The organism is Kocuria sp. WN036, from assembly GCF_002287015.1.
GTDB classification, from domain to species: Bacteria; Actinomycetota; Actinomycetes; order Actinomycetales; family Micrococcaceae; genus Kocuria; species Kocuria rosea.
In genome coordinates this window covers 76,943-90,924 of the sequence record NZ_NSKF01000013.1, presented here as the reverse complement: position 1 = coordinate 90,924, position 13,982 = coordinate 76,943, and the positions used below count along the sequence as shown (strand labels likewise).

The following is a 13,982-nucleotide window of genomic DNA, read 5'->3' as shown; positions in this document are numbered from 1 at the left end:
TACCGGGCGCCCCGGACGGCGCAGCGCCGCACCGGTCGGCGCCGCCGGCCCGGGCGGGTCAGGCTCCGGCGCGGACGCCGGCCAGTTCCTGGGCGATCCGCGCCACGAGCCCGCGGGCCACGTCCGTCTTGGAGCCCTCGAGCACCTGCTCGGGGGCCCCGGCCGCGCTGAGCACGGTCAGGGTGGTGGTGTCCTGGCCGAAGACGAGGTTCTCGCCCACGTGGTTGACGGCCAGCAGGTCGCAGCCCTTGCGCACGAGCTTCCGGCGCCCGAACGTCAGGGGGTCGGTCTCGGCGTCCCCGGTCTCGGCGGCGAAGCCGACGAGGAGCTGGCGGCGCCGGGCGGTGTTGCGCAGGTCCACGAGCTCCTTGAGGATGTCGGGGTTGCGCACCAGCTCGAGCACGGGGTTGGACCCGTCCTCGGCCTTCTTCAGCTTGGCGTCGGCGATCCGGGCCGGGCGGTAGTCGGCCACCGCGGCGGCCATCACCACGACGTCGGCCCGCGCCGCGGCGCGCACGCAGGCGCGGCGCAGCTGCTCGGCGGTGCCGGCGTGCACGACCTCGACGCCGGCGGGCACCGGCGTCTCGAGGTGGGCGGCCACGAGGGTGACCGCGGCACCGGCGTCCCGGGCGGCGGCGGCGATCGCCACGCCCTGCTTGCCGGAGGAGCGGTTGCCCAGGAAACGGACGGGGTCCAGCGGCTCGCGGGTGCCGCCCGCGCTCACGAGCACCCGCGTGCCGGCCAGCGGGCCGTCGGGGGCGCCGCCGTCCCCGGCCAGGCGAAGCGCGGCGTCGCGGACGACCTCGGGCTCGGGCAGCCGGCCGGGGCCCGAGTCGGGGCCGGTGAGCCGGCCGTCGGCGGGCTCCAGGACGGTGTGCCCGTGGGCGCGCAGCTGCGCGACGTTGGCCTGCACGGCCGGGTTGAGCCACATCTCGGTGTGCATCGCCGGGGCGAACAGCACCGGGGCGCGCGTGGCGAGCAGCGTGGTGGTCAGCAGGTCGTCGGCGTGCCCGTGGGCGGCGCGCGCCAGCAGGTCGGCGGTCGCCGGGGCGACGACGACGAGGTCGGCGGCCTGGCCCTGGTGGACGTGGTTGACCTCGTCCACGCGGTCGAAGACGTCCGTGCTGACCCGCTGGCCCGAGAGCGCCTCCCAGGTGGGGGCGCCGACGAAGCGCAGCGCGGCCTCGGTGGGGACGGGCACCACCGTGTGGCCGCTCTCGGTGAACAGGCGCAGGAGCAGCGCCGCCTTGTACGCGGCGATGCCCCCGCCGATGCCGAGGACGATCCTCACGCCGCCGCGCCCCGTCGTCGGGGTGCCGGCCGGCTCACAGGTCCTGGAGGTCCCCGGGCTCGCGCCCCGGCTCCTCCGGAGCGGCGTCCGCCGCGTCGCCGGCGCCGTCGGAGGCGTTGTCGGCGGCGATGGCCGCGCCGCTGCCGGGCAGGTCGCCCAGCGGCTCGGCGGGGCTGTCGTCGCCCGAGGAGAAGTCCACCGAGGTGCCGCCGGAGAAGGCGGCGTCCGCGGAGAAGTCCACGGCGCTCTCCTCGGTGCCCTGGGCGAAGAAGTCGGCGCCGAAGACGTCGGCGGCGAGGTCGGCCTCCGTGGTGAGCTGGCCGTTCTCGGCGAACCCGGCGTGCTCGACCGGGCGACCCTCGATGAGGCCCTCGTCGATCTCGCGGAAGGCGATCGACAGCGGCTTCTCGTTGAGCTGGGTGTCCACGAGGGGACCGACGTACTCGAAGAGGCCCTCGTGCAGCTGCGAGTAGTAGGCATTGATCTGCCGGGCCCGCCGGGCGCCGAAGATCACGAGTCCGTACTTGGAGTCGGACTTCTTCAGCAGGGCGTCGATCGGCGGGTTGATGATGCCTTCGGTGTGGGTAGACAAGCGATTGCTCCAGACGGGGTGGACGGGTCTCAGGATGCCGGCTCGGGGTCGACCCCCATGAGCTGCACGAGTTCGGCGGCGGCGCGCTCGACCCGGTCGTTGATCACGGTGTGGTCGAACTCCGGCTCTGCCGCGAGCTCCAGTTTAGCGGTTTCCAGCCGGACCCGCTGTTCGGCCGCCGTCTCGGTGCCCCGGCCGACGAGCCGGGCGACCATCTCGTCCCAGCTGGGCGGGGCGAGGAACACGAAGTTGGCCTCCGGCATGGTGTTGCGGATCTGGCGGGCGCCCTGCAGGTCGATCTCGAGCAGGACGCTGAGCCCGCGCTCGAGGGCCCGCTCCACGGTGGAGCGCAGCGTGCCGTAGCGGTGCGAGTTGTGCACCACGGCCCACTCCAGCAGCTGCCCGTCGCGGGCCATGGCGTCGAACTCCTCGTCGGAGACGAAGAAGTAGTGGGTGCCGTCGACCTCCCCGGGGCGGGGGTCCCGGGTGGTCGCGGACACGGACAGCCACACCTGCGGGTAGTGGTCCCGGACGTAGGTCGAGACCGTGCCCTTGCCCACGGCCGTGGGTCCGGCGAGCACGGTCAGGGACGGGCGCGCGGCGCGGGGCGCGTCGAGGCTCACGGGCATCCTCCTGGGACTGGGGTGTTTCCCCCAATCTAGCGGATCGCGCCCGGGGCCTCCGCGCCCCGCCCGGCTCAGCGGTCCAGGTGCTCGATGAGCGCCCTGCGCTGGTGCACGCCGAGCCCGCGCAGCCGCCGGGTGCGGGCGATGCCGATCTCGTCCATGATGGCCGCGGAGCGGACCTTGCCGATGCCGGGGGTGGCCTCGAGCAGGTCCGAGACCTTCAGCCGGCTCACGGCCTCGTCCCGGTCCGCGCGGTCGAGGATCTCGGCGACCGTCATGCGGCGCTCGCGCAGCCCCTTCTTCACGTCGGCGCGCGCCGTCCGTGCCCGGGTCGCCTTCTCCCTCGCGGCGGCTCGCTCCTCGTCGGTCAACGGACGCAGTGCCATGTGGTTCCTCCTCGTCGCCACGGACTGCAGCCCCCGTCCCACGAGAGGACGGACAGCCCGTTTGCTAAAGAAACTACATGAAGAACGATGCTTCGCAAGGCGACACGACCGTGGTGTGACCAGGGGTGTCGTCGCCGGGGAGCCGGCGGGAGGAGGCGCGGGACCACCGCGGGGGCTCAGTCCAGGGCTGCCGCCAGCTCCCCTGCCGAGCGCAGGACCGCCTCCCGCAGCGCCGGCACCTCCGGTCCCCGGCGCAGGATCGCCCGGCTCGAGGCCGCGAGCACCTGCCCGGCCGCGGCGCCGAACACGGCCGGGAGCTCCTCGGCGCGGGCGCCCTGCGCGCCGTAGCCGGGGGCGAGCAGCGGCCCGCGCACCGCCGTCAGGTCGATGCCGAGCTCGGTCAGCGCGCTGCCGACCGTGGCGCCCACCACGAGCCCGCAGGAGCCGAGACCGGCCCGGGCGGCCGGCTCTCCCCCGGAACCGCGGAGCCGGTCGTTCTCGGCGGCCGCCGCGGCGCACACGGAGCCGGCGACGGACTCCCGGCCCCCGACGTGCTGGACGGAGCGACCCTCGGGGTTGGAGGTCAGCGCCAGCACGAACGTGCCGCGGCCGGTGCGGGCCGCCAGGTCGAGGGCCGGGCGCAGCGACTCGAAGCCGAGGTAGGGGCTCAGGGTCACGGCGTCCGCCGCGAGCGGGGACCCCTCCCCCAGCCACGCGGCCGCGTAGGCCTCCATCGTGGAGCCGATGTCCCCGCGCTTGGCGTCGGCGACCGTCAGCAGCTCCGCCGAGCGCGCCTGCGCGAGCAGCTCCTCGAGCACGGCGAAGCCGGCGGCGCCGTAGGGCTCGAACAGCGCCACCTGGGGCTTGATCGCGGCGGCGTGCCCGGCGGCGGCCTCCAGGACCGTGAGCGCGAACCGGCGCAGGCCCTCGGCGGAGCGGGGCAGGCCCCACGCGTCCAGCAGGCCGGGGTGCGGGTCGATGCCCACGCACAGGGGCCCGTGCTCGTCCATCGCGGCGCCCAGCCGCGCGCCGAAGGGCGCCCGGCCGGGCGCCGGGGTCACGGGGCCGGGCGCCGGGGCGGTGTCCTCAGGCACGCACGACCTCGGGCTCGCCAGCGCGCAGGAGGACCTCCAGGCGCTGCTCGTGCTCCTGCAGGCTCGTCACGTCCCACGAGTAGGAGCGCAGCGCGGTGACGGCCTGCAGGGCGGCGCCCAGCACGGAGACCGTGGTCATCAGGGGCACGCCCACGCTGGTGGCCGCGGCGCGGATCTCGTAGCCGTCGCCGCGGGCGGCACCGCCGGCCGGGGTGTTGAAGATCAGGTCGATCTCCCCGTCGGCGATGAGGTCCACGATGGTCCGCTCCCCGGGTGCCGTCTCGCGGATCTTGCGGACCACGGTGGACTCGATGCCGTTGCGGCGCAGCACGTCCGCGGTGCCGCCGGTGGCGAGGATCTCGAAGCCGAGGTCGCGGAACATCCGCACGTAGGCGATCGAGGAGCGCTTGTCCTTGTTGGCCACGGACACGAACATCCGCCCGGACGTGGGCAGGGACACGTTCGCCGCCGCCTGCGCCTTGGCGAAGGCGGTGTCGAAGTACTTGTCCAGGCCCATGACCTCGCCGGTGGAGCGCATCTCCGGGCCGAGCAGGGAGTCGACCACCGCCCCCTCGGCGGTGCGGAAGCGCGCGAAGGGCAGGACGGCCTCCTTCACGGCCACGGGGGCCGAGGCGGGCAGCGTGGACCCGTCGATCCGCTGCGGCAGGTGGCCCTGGGCCCGCAGCTGGGCGATGGTGGTGCCGGTGCCGATGAGGGCGGCGGCCTTGGCCAGCTGCACGCCCGTGGCCTTGGAGACGAACGGCACGGTGCGGGAGGCCCGCGGGTTGGCCTCGATGACGTAGAGGATGTCGGAGGCCACGGCGAACTGGATGTTGATGAGCCCGCACACGCCCACGCCGCGGGCGATGGCCAGGGTGGCCTCGCGCACGCGCTCGACCACGTCCGGGCCGAGGGTGATGGACGGCAGGGTGCACGCGGAGTCCCCGGAGTGGATGCCGGCCTCCTCGAGGTGCTCCATCACGCCGCCCACGTAGAGGTCCGTCCCGTCGTAGAGGGCGTCCACGTCGATCTCGATGGCGTCCTCGAGGAACTTGTCGATCAGCGCGGGCCGCGAGGCGGAGACCTCGGTGGCGTTCTGCAGGTAGCGGGCCAGGGCCGGCTCGTCGTAGACGATCTCCATGCCGCGGCCGCCGAGCACGTACGAGGGGCGCACGAGCACCGGGTAGCCGATGTCGTCCGCGATCCGCTTGGCGGCCTCGAAGGTGGACGCCGTGCCGTTCTTCGGCTGGCGCAGCCCGGCCTCGGCGAGCACCCGGGCGAACTCCCCGCGGTCCTCGGCGAGGTCGATGGCCTCCGGGGTGGTGCCGAGGATCGGCACGCCCGCGGCCTTGAGCTGGGCGGCGAGCTTGAGCGGGGTCTGCCCGCCCAGCTGCACGAACACCCCGAGCAGCCCGCCGGTGCGCCGCTCCGTCTCGACGACCTCCATGACGTCCTCGAAGGTCAGCGGTTCGAAGTACAGCCGCGTGGAGACGTCGTAGTCGGTGGAGACGGTCTCCGGGTTGCAGTTGACCATCACGGTCTCGTGCCCGGCCTCGCGCAGCACCATGGAGGCGTGCACGCACGAGTAGTCGAACTCGATGCCCTGCCCAATCCGGTTCGGCCCGGAGCCGAGGATCATGATGGAGGGGCGCTCGTGCCGGCCGACCTCGCTCTCCTCGTCGTAGGAGGAGTAGTGGTACGGGGTGAACGCCTCGAACTCCGCCGCGCACGTGTCGACGGTCTTGAACACGGGGCGGATGCCCAGCGCGTGGCGCACGCCGCGGACCACGTCCTCGGCCAGGTGGGCGAGCTCGCCGATCTGGGCGTCGGAGAAGCCGTGCCGCTTGGCCAGGCGCAGGGTGCGCACCGTGAGGTCGGCGTCCTGGCGCACCACGTCCGCGACCTCGTTGAGCAGCACCAGCTGGTCGAGGAACCAGGGGTCGATGCCCGTGGCCTCGTAGAGCCGCTCCACGGACGCGCCGGCCAGCAGGGCCTGCTGGACCTGCTGGATCCGCTCGGTGGTGGGCGTGCGGGTGGCGTCGACGAGCCGCGCCAGGGCGTCGTCGTCGAGCTCGGGGCGCACGAACGAGAAGCTGGAGCCCTTCTGCTCGAGGGAGCGCATGGCCTTCTGCAGCGCCTCGGTGAAGTTGCGCCCGATCGCCATGGCCTCGCCGACCGACTTCATGGTGGTGGTCAGCGTGGGGTCCGCGGCGGGGAACTTCTCGAACGCGAAGCGCGGGATCTTCACGACGACGTAGTCCAGCGTCGGCTCGAAGGACGCGGGGGTCTTGCGGGTGATGTCGTTGGGGATCTCGTCGAGGGTGTAGCCCAGCGACAGCTTCGTGGCGATCTTGGCGATCGGGAAGCCCGTGGCCTTGGAGGCGAGGGCCGAGGAGCGGGAGACGCGCGGGTTCATCTCGATGACGACGACGCGGCCGGTGTCCGGCTCGATCGCGAACTGGATGTTGCACCCACCGGTGTCCACGCCGACCTCGCGGATCACGGCGATCGCGATGTCCCGCAGGTTCTGGTACTCGCGGTCGGTCAGCGTCATGGCCGGGGCCACGGTGATCGAGTCCCCGGTGTGCACGCCCACGGGGTCGAAGTTCTCGATGGAGCACACGACCACGACGTTGTCGTTCTTGTCGCGCATCATCTCCAGTTCGTACTCCTTCCAGCCGAGGATGGACTCCTCGAGGAGCACCTCGGAGGTGGGGCTGTACTGGATGCCGGCGCCGGCGATGCGGTGCAGGTCCTCCTCGTCGTAGGCCAGGCCCGAGCCGAGGCCGCCCATCGTGAAGGACGGGCGGACCACCATGGGGTAGCCCAGCTCCTGGGCGGCGGCCAGGGCCTCGGGCATGGAGTGCACGATGACGGAGCGGGCGGACTCGGCGCCGCAGCGCTCCACCACGCCCTTGAACTTCTCGCGGTCCTCGCCCAGGTTGATGGCCTCGACGTTGGCGCCGATCAGCTCCACCCCGTACTTGTCGAGCACGCCGTTGGCGTCGAGGGCGATCGCCGTGTTGAGCGCCGTCTGCCCGCCCAGGGTGGGCAGCAGGGCGTCGGGCCGCTCCTTGGCGATGATCTTCTCCACCACCTCGGGGGTGATGGGCTCCACGTAGGTCGCGTCGGCGAACTCGGGGTCGGTCATGATGGTCGCCGGGTTGGAGTTCACGAGGATGACCCGCAGGCCCTCCTCCTTGAGCACCCGGAGGGCCTGCGTGCCCGAGTAGTCGAACTCGGCGGCCTGTCCGATGACGATCGGCCCGGAGCCGATGACCAGAACGCTGGTGAGATCTGTCCTGCGCGGCATGTCAGTTCTGCCCTTCTTCCTGTGCGTTCGGGGTGTCCTCGGGGCTCTGGGCGCCCTGGGCGCCGCCGGGGACGGCGTTGTCGACGGTCGGGTCGGCGCGGCCGTCCCGGTGGCTGTCCATCAGCTCGATGAACCGGCCGAAGAGGTAGGAGGCGTCGTGCGGGCCGGCGGCGGCCTCCGGGTGGTACTGCACCGAGAACGCGGGCAGGTCGAGGCAGTTGAGGCCCTCCACCACGTCGTCGTTGAGGCACACGTGGCTGACCTCGACGCGGCCGAACTCGCCCAGGGGCGCCTCGACCGGGCCGTCGAGGGGCGCGTCCACGGCGAAGCCGTGGTTGTGGGCGGTGATCTCCACGCGCCCGGTCCGCCGGTCCAGGACCGGCTGGTTGATCCCGCGGTGGCCGAAGACCAGCTTGTAGGTGCCGAAGCCCAGGGCCCGGCCGAGCAGCTGGTTGCCGAAGCAGATGCCGAAGAACGGGATCCCGGCGCGCAGCACCTCCCGCAGCGTCTCGATCTGCCGCTCGGCGGTGGCGGGGTCGCCGGGGCCGTTGGAGAAGAACACCCCGCGCGGGGCCAGGGCCCGGATCTGCTCGAAGCCGGTGTCGGCGGGCACCACGTGCACCCGCACCCCGCGCTCGGCGAAGCGGTGCGGGGTCATCGACTTGATGCCGAGGTCCACCGCCACCAGCTCGTGCAGGACCTCGCCGGTCCAGCCGTGCTCGGCGGGCTCCACGACGTAGGCCTCGGGGGCGGAGACGGTCTCGGCGAGCCGGCGGCCCTCCATCCGCTCGGCGGCGCCGACCTCGGCGACGAGCTCGGCGTCGGGGCGCAGCGCGGCGTCCCCGGAGAAGATCCCGCCGCGCATCGCGCCGCGGTCCCGCAGGTGGCGGGTGATGGCCCGGGTGTCGACGTCCTGGATGCCGACGACGCCCTGGGCCACCAGCTGCTCGTCGAGGGACCCCTCGGAGCGCCAGTTGGACGGGCGGCGGGCGGCGTCGCGCACGACGTAGCCGGACACCCAGATCCGCCGGGACTCGGCGTCGGCGGCGTTGACGCCGGTGTTGCCGATGTGCGGGGCGGTCTGCACGACGAGCTGGCCGGCGTAGGACGGGTCGGTGATGGTCTCCTGGTAGCCGGTCATGCCGGTGGAGAACACGGCCTCGCCGAGGGCGGTGCCGAGGGCGCCGTAGGCGCGGCCGCGGAAGACGCGGCCGTCCTCCAGCACGAGCACGGCGGGGTCAGTGGTGATCGAGCTCAAGGTCGTCCTCACGTTCGGGTCTGTGGGTCGGGAAGGCGGGGCGGCGGGTGCCGCCGGCGGGTCAGGAGTGCGGTGCCGGGACGATCGCCTCCACGGCGTCGAGGAGGCGCTGCTTGTCCTCGGCCCGCTGGGTGCGGAAGCCGGTGTCCACCACGGTGGAGCCCAGCCGCCAGGTCAGCACGGCGAGCCCGTCCCGCTCCACGAACTTGCCGACCATGCCGGAGCTGGTGCCCACGGCCACGAGGTCGGCGGCGGGGACGAACAGGCCCGGGGCGCCCTGCCGGTCCAGGAGCACGCCGTCGTCGTGGACCAGGGCCGTCGCCCGGGCGCGCACGCCCAGTCCGTGGGCCGCGATCCGCTCGAGCGGGGCGCCGGTCTCCGTGGTGCTCACGTACATGCCCGGGACCACGAGCCGGGGCTCGCGCTCCTCGATCCCCTCGGGCGGCGCGGCCGGCGCCGCGATCCCCGACTGGCGTCGCACGCGCGTGCGCCAGCCCCGGCGGAGCAGGGCGAAGAGCACGGCGAGGACGATGACCGTGACGAGCACGGTGCTGAGCTGGTCCATGGGACGGGGGCCTCCGGGCGGTGGAAGGGGGTCGGCGCGGTCAGGCGGCGGGGGTCGGGGCGGGGGTGTTGAGGGCCCCGTCGAGGACGGTGGGGTGGCCGCGGAAGAAGGTGGCGCGGACCGCGCCGGGCAGCTCCATGCCGCGGTAGGGGCTGTTGCGGCCCTTGGACGCGTGCCGGGCGGGGTCCACCACGGTGGTCGCGGCCGGGTCCCACAGGGTGAGGTGAGCGGGCTCGCCCTCCTCGAGCGGCCGGCCCTGGCCGGCGAGGCGCCCGATCCGGGCGGGGGTCGCCGAGGTGATCCGGGCGACGTCGCGCCAGGTCAGCAGGCCGGTGTCGACGAGGCTGAGCTGGACCACGGACAGCGCGGTCTCGAGCCCGGTCATCCCGTTGGCCGCGCAGGACCACTCGCACTCCTTGTCCTCGGCGGGGTGCGGGGCGTGGTCGGTGCCGATCACGTCGATGGTGCCGTCGGCCACGGCCGCGCGCAGGGCGTGCACGTCCTCGTCCGTGCGCAGCGGCGGGTTGACCTTGAACACCGGGTCGAAGCTGCGGACCCGCTCGTCGGTGAGCAGCAGGTGGTGCGGGGTGGCCTCGGCGGTGACGTCGATGCCGCGCTGCTTGGCCCAGCGGACGATGTCCACGGAGCCCCTGGTCGAGAGGTGGCAGATGTGCACGCGGGAGCCGACGTGCTCGGCGAGCAGCACGTCGCGGGCGATGATGGCCTCCTCCGCGACGGCGGGCCAGCCCGTCAGCCCGAGCTCGGCGGACACGGCGCCCTCGTTCATCTGGGCGCCCTCCGTCAGCCGCGGCTCCTGGGCGTGCTGGGCCACGACGCCGTCGAAGCCCTTGACGTACTCCAGGGCCCGGCGCATGAGCACCGGGTCGTGCACGCACATGCCGTCGTCGGAGAACATCCGCACGCCCGCGCGGGACTCGGCCATCGCCATGATCTCGGACAGCCGCTCGCCCTTCAGACCCACGGTCACGGCGCCCACGGGACGGACCTCGACCCAGCCCGCGGAGCGGCCCAGCTCGTGCACCTGCTCCACCACACCGGCGGTGTCCGCCACGGGATCGGAGTTGGCCATCGCGAAGACCGCGGTGTAGCCGCCGAGCGCGGCCGCCCGGGTGCCGGTCTCGACGGTCTCGGCGTCCTCCCGGCCGGGCTCGCGCAGGTGCGTGTGGATGTCCACGAGCCCGGGCAGGGCCACGAGCCCGGCGGCGTCGAGGATCCGGGCGTCGCCCGCGTCCGCGGCGAGGTCGGGGCCGATGCGCCGGATCACGCCGTCCTCGACGAGGATGTCGGCGGTCTGCTCGCCGAGCAGCTGGGCGCCCTGGATGAGGTACGAGGTCACGAGAGGTCAGCGCTCCTGGGGGTGCGGGGTGGAGGTGGGGTCGAGGTCGTCGCCGGAGAGCAGCAGGTAGAGCACCGACATCCGCACGGAGACGCCGTTGCGCACCTGGTCCAGGACCGTGGAGCGCGGGGAGTCCGCCGCGGCGGAGGAGATCTCCAGCCCGCGGTTCATGGGTCCCGGGTGCATGATCGCCGTGGCGGCCCCGGCGGCGTCGAGGGCGGCGACCCGCTCGGGGGTCAGCCCCCACTCCCGGGCGTACTCCTGGGCGGTCGGGAAGAACGCGGCGTGCATCCGCTCCCGCTGCACGCGCAGCATCATCACCGCGTCCGGGGCGGGGTCCAGGGCCTCGTCGAGGGAGAAGACCACCCGGCAAGGCCAGTCCGCGATGCCGACGGGCAGCAGGGTGGGCGGGGCCACGAACGTGACCCGGGCGCCCAGGGTGGTGAACAGCCACAGGTCGGAGCGGGCCACCCGGGAGTGCAGGACGTCGCCGACGATCACCACGTGCATGCCCTCGAGGTCGAGCCCGCGGGTGCTCTCGCGGCCCTCGGTGCGGGCACGGTGCTGGCGCAGGGTCATGGCGTCGAGCAGGGCCTGCGTGGGGTGCTCGTGGGTGCCGTCGCCGGCGTTGACCACCGCGGCGTCGATCCAGTCGGACTCCGCGAGCTGCTGCGGGGAGCCGGAGGCCGAGTGCCGGATCACCACGGCGTCGGCGCTCATCGCCGCGAGGGTCTGGGCGGTGTCCTTGAGGGACTCCCCCTTCGAGACCGAGGAGCCCTTGGCGGAGAAGTTGAGGACGTCCGCGGACAGGCGCTTGGCGGCCGTCTCGAAGGAGATGCGGGTGCGGGTCGAGTCCTCGAAGAAGAGGTTGACCACGGTGCGGCCCCGCAGCGCGGGGAGCTTCTTGACGGAGCGCTGGCCCACGGCGGCCATCTGGTCCGCGGTGTCCAGGAACGTCAGGGCGGCGTCGTAGGAGAGGTCCTTCGTGGACAGCAGGTGCCTCATGCGCCGGTTCCCGGCACGGTGGTCTCGATGACCACGCAGTCGGCGTTCTCCGCCGCGCGGGGCTCGGGGTCGGTCTCGGCCAGCCGGACCCGGACCTTCTCCTGGGAGGAGGTCGGCAGGTTCTTGCCCACGTGGTCGGCGCGGATGGGCAGCTCCCGGTGGCCGCGGTCGACGAGCACGGCAAGGCGGACCACGCGGGGCCGGCCGACGTCCACGAGGGCGTCGAGGGCGGCGCGCACGGTGCGCCCGGAGTACAGGACGTCGTCGACGAGGACCACGGTGCGCCCGTCGATGCCCTGCACGGGGATGCGGGTCGGCTGGGGGGCGCGGGCGGGATTCTTGCGCAGGTCGTCGCGGAACATCGTGACGTCGAGCTGGCCGAGGCTCGCGGCGGCGTCGAAGCCGGTGTCGGAGGCTGCGATCTTGGCGGCGATCCGCTGGGCCAGCGGGTAGCCGCGGCGCGGGATGCCGAGCAGGACGAGGTCCGAGCTGCCCCTGTTGGCCTCGAGGATCTCGTGGGCGATGCGCGTCAGGGCGCGGTCGATGTCGGCTGCCGAGAGGATGACGCGCGCGGCGGCGGGTCCCGTCGAGGGACCGGCCGCGGAGGTGTCGTCGTTCATGGGTGCCGCCTCCTTCCCCGCCTCACAGGACGGACTTAAAGGTTGCTTGCTCGCCCCAAACTAGCACAGCGGCCCTGACGCCCCGGGCCCGGTGTGACGCCCGCCTCCCCCGGCGACCCCGCCCGGGCTAGGCGCTGTGGTCGGCCCGCTCCCACCAGGCGGCGGTGGCCGCGGCCGAGCCGAGGGCGACGAGCGCGACGCCCAGGACGCCGCCCGGACCGGCGCCGGCGGCGTCCGGGCCGGCCGTCCCGGCGAGGAGGGCGGGCACGGCCCAGGGGAACCACGCGCCGTGGCCGACCGCGGCGAGCACCTGAGCCACGAGGACGGTGAGGGCCACGGCCCCGGCGGTGGCCCAGGGCACGCTGGAGCGGCGCAGCTTCAGCCCCTCCGCCCCGAGGGCGGCCGCCGGCTCACCGGTCACCGGGGCGCTCCTGCCGGTGCTGCGCGCCCACCAGGCGCAGGAAGTAGGCCTCGAGGTCCTCGCGGACCACCGCGAGGCCGGTGGGGGGGGGGCACGCCGCCGTGGACGAGGGCGGCGGCCACGGCGTCCGGGCGGTCCGCGGCGCCGGCGTCGCCGAGCACGACTGCGGGCCCCTCGCGGTGCGCGTCGCCGCACCCGCGGCCGAGGGCCGGACCATGCCGAGGACCGTCCGCATGACGGTGGTCTTGCCGGCGCCGTTGAGGCCCAGCAGCGCGTAGACCTCCCCCGGGCTGACCTCGAGGGTGACGCGGTCGACCGCGCGCACGGTCCCGTAGTGCTTCGAGACGCCCTGCAGGCGCAGCGCGGGAGCTGTCATGCGGACGTCCCCGGGACGCACGGTCGTGGTCCCGGAAATGGTAGCGCCCCGGGCGGGGTCCGCCGGCCCCGTCAGCCGAGCAGGGTCGGCTTCATCTGCTGCAGCCGGCCCAGCAGACCGTTGACGAAGCGCGGGGAGTCGTCGCCCGCGAGCTCCTTGGCGAGGCTCACGGCCTCGGCCACGGCGACCCCGTCCGGGACGTCGTCGTTGAACAGCAGCTCCCAGGCCCCCACGCGCAGGACGTTGCGGTCCACCGCGGGCATCCGCTCGAGGGTCCAGCCCTGGGAGTACGTCTCGAGGTACTCGTCGAGCTCACCGCGGCGCATCGTGACGCCGAGGACGAGCTCCTCGGCGTACGGGGAGACCTGCGAGTCGCTGTGCATCCGGCGCCGCTCCATGACCTCGCGGGCGTCCTCGGAACGCTGCTCGGCCTCGAAGAGGATCTCCACGGCGCGCCGGCGCGCCTTGCCCCGGGCGCTCACTCGTTGACGCGGCCCAGGTAGTCACCCGTGCGGGTGTCGACCTTGACCTTGGTGCCCTGCTCGAGGAACAGCGGCACCTGGATCTGGTAGCCGGTCTCCACGGTGGCGGGCTTGGTGCCGCCGGTGGAGCGGTCGCCCTGCAGGCCCGGCTCGGTGTAGGTGATCTCGAGGACCACGGACGCGGGCAGCTCGATGTAGAGCGGGGCCCCCTCGTGCAGCGCGATGGTCACGTTGAGGTTCTCGAGCATGAAGTTGGCGGCGTCGCCCACCACCTCACCGGGGACGGTGATCTGGTCGTAGGTCTTGTTGTCCATGAAGACGTAGTCGGCGCCGTCCTGGTACAGGTACTGGTACTCGCTGCGGTCCACCGTGGCGGTCTCGATCTTCGCGCCGGCGTTGAAGGTCTTGTCGACGACCTTCCCGGAGGTGATGTTGCGCATCTTGGTGCGCACGAACGCCCCGCCCTTGCCCGGCTTCACGTGCTGGAACTCGATCACGTTCCAGAGGTTGCCCTCCAGCTTCAGGACGGTGCCGTTCTTGATGTCGTTGGTCGTAGCCACAGGTTCTCTCTCTGGTTGTCTGCGAAGTCGGCAGGT

15 protein-coding genes are annotated in these 13,982 nt (G+C 73.5%); all 15 read right to left on the bottom strand.

The window, feature by feature from the left end; all coding sequences use genetic code 11:
- Nucleotides 1-58 precede the first annotated feature (58 nt).
- Nucleotides 59-1,291, bottom strand: coding sequence for a bifunctional phosphopantothenoylcysteine decarboxylase/phosphopantothenate--cysteine ligase CoaBC (gene coaBC / locus CK505_RS09955; RefSeq protein WP_017832310.1), 1,233 nt, complete (start codon nt 1,289-1,291; stop codon nt 59-61).
- A gap of 34 nt (nt 1,292-1,325) precedes the next feature.
- Nucleotides 1,326-1,883: a DNA-directed RNA polymerase subunit omega gene (gene rpoZ / locus CK505_RS18875; protein ID WP_017832309.1), complete on the bottom strand. Its 558-nt coding sequence runs from the start codon at nt 1,881-1,883 to the stop codon at nt 1,326-1,328.
- Nucleotides 1,884-1,912: 29 nt separating this feature from the next.
- Nucleotides 1,913-2,512 carry a guanylate kinase gene (gene gmk / locus CK505_RS09945; RefSeq protein ID WP_031282390.1) on the bottom strand — a complete coding sequence of 200 codons (600 nt, stop codon included), beginning with the start codon at nt 2,510-2,512 and terminating at the stop codon, nt 1,913-1,915.
- A 68-nt stretch (nt 2,513-2,580) separates the two neighbouring features.
- The gene (gene mihF / locus CK505_RS09940) at nt 2,581-2,895 is read right to left on the bottom strand and encodes an integration host factor, actinobacterial type (protein ID WP_017832307.1); all 315 of its coding nucleotides are present in this window, start codon (nt 2,893-2,895) and stop codon (nt 2,581-2,583) included.
- Between the two features lie 176 nt (nt 2,896-3,071).
- The gene (gene pyrF, locus CK505_RS09935) at nt 3,072-3,989 is read right to left on the bottom strand and encodes an orotidine-5'-phosphate decarboxylase (RefSeq protein ID WP_017832306.1); all 918 of its coding nucleotides are present in this window, start codon (nt 3,987-3,989) and stop codon (nt 3,072-3,074) included.
- Entirely contained in the window at nt 3,982-7,302 is a 3,321-nt protein-coding gene (gene carB / locus CK505_RS09930) for a carbamoyl-phosphate synthase large subunit (RefSeq protein WP_095650967.1), read from the bottom strand. Before carB ends, pyrF begins: the two co-directional genes overlap by 8 nt.
- A 1-nt stretch (nt 7,303) precedes the next feature.
- Nucleotides 7,304-8,560 carry a glutamine-hydrolyzing carbamoyl-phosphate synthase small subunit gene (carA, locus tag CK505_RS09925; RefSeq protein ID WP_017832304.1) on the bottom strand — a complete coding sequence of 419 codons (1,257 nt, stop codon included), beginning with the start codon at nt 8,558-8,560 and terminating at the stop codon, nt 7,304-7,306.
- Nucleotides 8,561-8,621: 61 nt separating this feature from the next.
- Entirely contained in the window at nt 8,622-9,125 is a 504-nt protein-coding gene (locus tag CK505_RS09920; protein WP_017832303.1) for a hypothetical protein, read from the bottom strand.
- A gap of 40 nt (nt 9,126-9,165) precedes the next feature.
- On the bottom strand, nt 9,166-10,482 hold the full coding sequence (locus CK505_RS09915; protein ID WP_017832302.1) for a dihydroorotase: 1,317 nt from the start codon (nt 10,480-10,482) through the stop codon (nt 9,166-9,168).
- Nucleotides 10,483-10,488: 6 nt separating this feature from the next.
- The gene (locus CK505_RS09910) at nt 10,489-11,487 is read right to left on the bottom strand and encodes an aspartate carbamoyltransferase catalytic subunit (protein WP_017832301.1); all 999 of its coding nucleotides are present in this window, start codon (nt 11,485-11,487) and stop codon (nt 10,489-10,491) included.
- Nucleotides 11,484-12,107 (bottom strand): bifunctional pyr operon transcriptional regulator/uracil phosphoribosyltransferase PyrR, encoded by a 624-nt coding sequence (pyrR, locus tag CK505_RS09905; RefSeq protein WP_017832300.1) that lies wholly within the window; start codon nt 12,105-12,107, stop codon nt 11,484-11,486. The genes CK505_RS09910 and pyrR overlap by 4 nt, the downstream gene beginning before the upstream one ends.
- Nucleotides 12,108-12,234: 127 nt before the next feature.
- Complete coding sequence (locus CK505_RS18180) at nt 12,235-12,528, bottom strand: hypothetical protein (protein ID WP_141246800.1); 294 nt, start codon at nt 12,526-12,528, stop codon at nt 12,235-12,237.
- Complete coding sequence (locus tag CK505_RS09895) at nt 12,518-12,904, bottom strand: ATP-binding cassette domain-containing protein (RefSeq protein ID WP_095650965.1); 387 nt, start codon at nt 12,902-12,904, stop codon at nt 12,518-12,520. Before CK505_RS09895 ends, CK505_RS18180 begins: the two co-directional genes overlap by 11 nt.
- A 71-nt stretch (nt 12,905-12,975) precedes the next feature.
- Nucleotides 12,976-13,386, bottom strand: a complete 411-nt coding sequence (gene nusB, locus CK505_RS09890; RefSeq protein ID WP_031282389.1) for a transcription antitermination factor NusB — start codon at nt 13,384-13,386, stop codon at nt 12,976-12,978.
- Nucleotides 13,383-13,946 (bottom strand): elongation factor P, encoded by a 564-nt coding sequence (efp, locus tag CK505_RS09885; protein ID WP_017832295.1) that lies wholly within the window; start codon nt 13,944-13,946, stop codon nt 13,383-13,385. Before efp ends, nusB begins: the two co-directional genes overlap by 4 nt.
- Between the last annotated feature and the right edge of the window lie 36 nt (nt 13,947-13,982).

What these genes read in the sequence shown, in the direction of transcription:
- CK505_RS09910 (WP_017832301.1), bottom strand. Translation starts at nt 11,487, where the DNA reads ATGAGGCACCTGCTGTCCACGAAGGACCTCTCCTACGACGCCGCCCTG.
- CK505_RS09920 (WP_017832303.1), bottom strand. Translation starts at nt 9,125, where the DNA reads ATGGACCAGCTCAGCACCGTGCTCGTCACGGTCATCGTCCTCGCCGTG.
- mihF (WP_017832307.1), bottom strand. Translation starts at nt 2,895, where the DNA reads ATGGCACTGCGTCCGTTGACCGACGAGGAGCGAGCCGCCGCGAGGGAG.
- CK505_RS09895 (WP_095650965.1), bottom strand. Translation starts at nt 12,904, where the DNA reads ATGACAGCTCCCGCGCTGCGCCTGCAGGGCGTCTCGAAGCACTACGGG.
- carB (WP_095650967.1), bottom strand. Translation starts at nt 7,302, where the DNA reads ATGCCGCGCAGGACAGATCTCACCAGCGTTCTGGTCATCGGCTCCGGG.
- gmk (WP_031282390.1), bottom strand. Translation starts at nt 2,512, where the DNA reads ATGCCCGTGAGCCTCGACGCGCCCCGCGCCGCGCGCCCGTCCCTGACC.
- pyrR (WP_017832300.1), bottom strand. Translation starts at nt 12,107, where the DNA reads ATGAACGACGACACCTCCGCGGCCGGTCCCTCGACGGGACCCGCCGCC.